The organism is Protofrankia coriariae (genome assembly GCF_001017755.1).
Taxonomy (GTDB): Bacteria; Actinomycetota; Actinomycetes; order Frankiales; family Frankiaceae; genus Protofrankia; species Protofrankia coriariae.
The window spans coordinates 18,723-22,539 of record NZ_JWIO01000046.1 but is presented as its reverse complement, the minus strand read 5'-3'; the positions used below and the strand labels follow the sequence as shown (position 1 = coordinate 22,539).

Here is a 3,817-nt window from a genome sequence, read left to right as displayed (position 1 = left end):
GGCCTGCCGTCACCCGCCGCGACCGTGGCGGCGAAGGTAGCCGGCCAGTTCGTCCTCGTTGAGGACGTCACCGGTGTGGAGCTGAGCAAGCCCTTCCGTGACGGCCTGCATGAGCTCGCCGTCGGCGAGGACCGCGATGGTCTCCCGCATCGCCTCGTAGTCGTCGGTGGCGACCAGTACCGCCGCTGGGCGTCCGTTACGGGTGATCTCGAAACGCTCGTGGGTGGTCTGCGCAGCAGCGACAAGCTCGGACAGCCGAGCGCGGGCCTCGGCAAGGGGAAGCGTTGTCATGTACAGAATTCTGGCTCATCTGGGAGTACCTGACTGGGTGAACCATGTCAGCCGCCTGTGGTCCGGCCGGATGGCGGGAAGCCCTTATGGGTGACGAGCCGGTGATATAAGACTTGTCTCTATGGGTCGGGGGGAACCTGATGATGAAACCTCACGACGTGACCAGATCATTAACGGATCATGAAAGCGAGGGGTAAGCGGTCGTTACGGCAGCCACTGGTGTATGCATTCCTGTGATCCGCAATGAGCGTGTGGGTGGTTGGGGGATGGTGCGGGGGTGCGAGGCTCACATGCTCGCGATGGTGACTGGTCGGGTTGCGTGAGCGGTGAGGGCGGTCAGATCCCTGGGGTCGCTGGTAAGGACAAGAGGCTCACGGCAGGTGGCGGCGAACGCTGCCACGATCGCGTCGGTGGCGGTGATGGTTCCAGCGCGTCCGGTCGCGGTGCGTAGTTTCGCTCCTTCGCGGGCAAGGGGGGCGGTGACGTCACGGATCTGGCAGGTGCGCAGTAGCCGGTTGGTGTGGAAGTCACGCCGATGGTCGCCGGTGAGGGCTTCCGCCAGCACGACGGCGGGAAGCTGCGCTGGCCAGCACCCGCGCTGTCGCAGTTCCGCCAGTCGGGCGCGTTGCCCCGCCAGGACGGACAGGCCACCGGCGTCCAGGATCAGGGTCATGCCGTGCGTGCTGTCGGGGCGGCAGGCAGGATCCGATCGGCCCACTCGCGGGCCGCGGCGGCCTCGTGAGCTGGAACGGGGCCGAGCTCGGCGTCCAGTTCGCTGAGGTAGGCGTCCAGCTCGGCGATCTTGGCGCGTCGGTCGAGTTCCTCGGCCAGCGCCGCCGAGGCGAGGCGGGAGATGTTCAGGCCGGCGGCCCGGGCGGACTCCATCAGCTCATCGGAGACGGTGATGTTCACTCTTGCCATGCGCATAATATACACACTCAGCATGAGGTGCTGAGTGGTTGCCCTGTGGTCCGTCCTGACAATCGGCCATCTCAACAGCACTAATAAACGGTGACTCGGCCGCCGGAGGTGCCGGCGGTGAAGATGGCCAGGCAGCGGCCGCTCGAGTTGGCGACGAGCCACAGGTGGTTGACGTAGGTGTTGCTCGAATAGGAGTTTCCCGGTGTCAGGGACGAGGCTGCGGCCACTCGGGAGCCGTCGAAGTCGAGCCAGTAGATCTGTACGGTTTCCGGGCTCTGGTTGCTGAACGTGGCCAGGACGCCGTCCGTGGTGCGGGCGGAGGCCAGGCGTCCCTCGTCCGCGCACGAGTACCGGGTCAGGTTCCCGGCGAAGCTGAACGTATGGGCGGCCGGTTGCTGGTTGGCCGGTGGCTGAGCCGCCGGTGGCTGGTTGGCCGGTGCTGGCGGTGGCGCGTTGTTGCCTGAGGAGCCACGGTTGGTGCCCGCTCCGGGCGCCACCTGCGCGGGCCGGCCGGCCGCTGGTCCGCCGCCCGTAACGGCTGGCTGCCCACCGTCTGCCGAGGCCTCCGGTGCGGTCCCTACTGCCGCGGGGATCTGAGCGGGCGCGTCGGTGGTAGTCGCTGACGGGCCTGGTGATGGGGCAGCGGCCGTCGAGGCAGGGCTCGCGGCAGGCGGTGCCGTGGCGTCGAGGCGTGCATCACCGGATGCCGTGGCCTGGCCACCGGGTCTGTTCGCGGCCGCGGCCAGGCCGATGACGACCGCGACAATGACGGCGGCGAGCGCCGCGGCCCCAACCGCCAGCGGAGCGCCACGCCGGTGCCTGCTCCGCGCCGCCGCCAGAGGCGCCGTGGTGGATCCATGCGTCACGGGCTGAGCGGCGACCGCTTCGTCCTGTTTGATGATCGTTTCGACCCGTGCTGTGATCAGTTCGGCCCGGACGGTGTCGGCTTCAGCGCCTGCGGCTACAGAGCCGGCTCGGACCATGGGCGCTTCGGCCTGGGCGCCGGCCGTGTCGACGACGCCAACCGCGTCTACTGGTGACCTGACGTCACCGGGGCCGAGGTGTGCGTGAGGGCCGTCGTCCGTTCCAGACGCTGGCACGGACGCGGCTGGTGCGGACGCGGGAGGTACGGCGGATCCGGCGGGGCTCCCGCNTCCGGCGGGGCTCCCGCCAGCCAGCGTGGACGTCAGCGCTGGCGCGGCTGCGGGGGGCGCGGCAGGCCCGGTGGGATCCCCACCAGCCGCCACAGGCACGGGTGTGAGCACGGGCGCTGGTGCGGTCGTGGTGGGTGTGGGCACTGGCGCGGCCGGGGCCGGGGCCGCGGGCACGGTGGCCTCCGCGGCCGCGTGTTCCCGCTCCCGATCGTCCCCGGAGATGGGAATGGCTGGCGCCGAGGCCGCGGCTACGGGCACCGCCGCGGGCGGCCGGCCGGCGTCGGGCGGCCGGTCCGTGCTGGTGGCTGCCGCGTGGGTGCGCAGCACGTCGGCCACCGGTGGTGGCAGCCAGCCCGGGCCGGGCCGCAGGAGGGTCGTTTCCTGATCCTGACCGGTGAGCCGGGCCAGCACGTCCGTCAGGGCCGGCCGGGCCGCGGGATCCTTCGCCAGGCAGGCGGTGACGAGTTCGCGCAGGTCGCCGCCGATGCCGTCGAGGGCCGGCTCGCTGTGGACCAGCCGGTAGACCAGCGCCGGGGTGGGGCCGGTCCCGAACGGCTCCCGGCCGGTCACGGCGAAGGCGATGAGCGCGCCGAGGGCGAACACGTCGCACGGTGAGCCGATCTCACCGCCGGTGATCTGTTCGGGTGCCATGAAGCCGGGTGAGCCCAGCACACCGCCGGTCAGGGTGAGCCCGGTGGCGTCGGCCGCGCGGGAGATCCCGAAGTCGATGACCCGCGGGCCGTCGGTGGCCAGCAGCACGTTCGACGGTTTGAGGTCCCGGTGGACGAGCCCGGCCCGGTGCACGGCGGCGAGCGCTTCGGCGAGGCCGGCGGCGAGCGTGCGCACCGACTCCTGGGGGAGCGGGCCCGTCCGGCGGATGGTCTCGGCGAGGGACAGCCCGGGCACGTAGGCGGTGGCAAGCCAGGGGCGCTCGGCCGTCGGGTCGGCGTCGATGACCGCGGCCGTGTACGCGCCGCTGACGGCCCGAGCGGCCTGCACCTCGTGGCCGAACCTGTCCCGGAACTGCGGGTCGTCGGCGAGTTCGGGTCGGACGACCTTCACCGCCACGGCGCGGCCGGCCGGTGAGCGGCCCAGGTAGACGCGGCCCATCCCGCCGGCGCCCAACCGTCCAACCAGCTTGTACGGGCCGACCTGGGCAGGATCGTCCGACCTCAGTGGCTGCATGGCTGGACTCCCACCCGGACCATGATCTGACGAATCCCCCCATGACCGGCGATCCGCCTCGTCCACTACAAGTAGCTGCCCACGGTCTCACGGCCGGGCGCCGTAACGGCCCGACAGTCCAGTCCCCGACAGCCCGTTCTCCGACAGCCCGTTCTCCGACAGAACTGCGTCACACCACGTTGCAACCTGACGCCACATTGCGATTTTCGGACGATCGCTGTCAGCGTTTCGAAAGAGGCCGCGGCGAAGGCGCGGCGGGCCGTCGG

4 protein-coding genes are annotated in these 3,817 nt (G+C 70.9%); all 4 read right to left on the bottom strand.

From position 1 onward, the window contains the following. Window positions 1-9 precede the first annotated feature (9 nt). Window positions 10-291: a type II toxin-antitoxin system Phd/YefM family antitoxin gene (locus tag FrCorBMG51_RS20720; protein WP_047224694.1), complete on the bottom strand. Its 282-nt coding sequence runs from the start codon at window positions 289-291 to the stop codon at window positions 10-12. Between the two features lie 286 nt (window positions 292-577). Beyond that, on the bottom strand, window positions 578-964 hold the full coding sequence (locus FrCorBMG51_RS20715) for a type II toxin-antitoxin system VapC family toxin (protein WP_047224693.1): 387 nt from the start codon (window positions 962-964) through the stop codon (window positions 578-580). Continuing rightward, entirely contained in the window at window positions 961-1,212 is a 252-nt protein-coding gene (locus FrCorBMG51_RS20710; RefSeq protein WP_235433774.1) for a type II toxin-antitoxin system CcdA family antitoxin, read from the bottom strand. The genes FrCorBMG51_RS20715 and FrCorBMG51_RS20710 overlap by 4 nt, the downstream gene beginning before the upstream one ends. An 80-nt stretch (window positions 1,213-1,292) precedes the next feature. Then, window positions 1,293-3,551, bottom strand: a complete 2,259-nt coding sequence (locus FrCorBMG51_RS25695; protein ID WP_052914891.1) for a protein kinase domain-containing protein — start codon at window positions 3,549-3,551, stop codon at window positions 1,293-1,295. Between the last annotated feature and the right edge of the window lie 266 nt (window positions 3,552-3,817).

What these genes read in the sequence shown, in the direction of transcription:
- FrCorBMG51_RS20715 (WP_047224693.1), bottom strand. Translation starts at nt 964, where the DNA reads ATGACCCTGATCCTGGACGCCGGTGGCCTGTCCGTCCTGGCGGGGCAA.
- FrCorBMG51_RS20710 (WP_235433774.1), bottom strand. Translation starts at nt 1,212, where the DNA reads ATGGCAAGAGTGAACATCACCGTCTCCGATGAGCTGATGGAGTCCGCC.
- FrCorBMG51_RS20720 (WP_047224694.1), bottom strand. Translation starts at nt 291, where the DNA reads ATGACAACGCTTCCCCTTGCCGAGGCCCGCGCTCGGCTGTCCGAGCTT.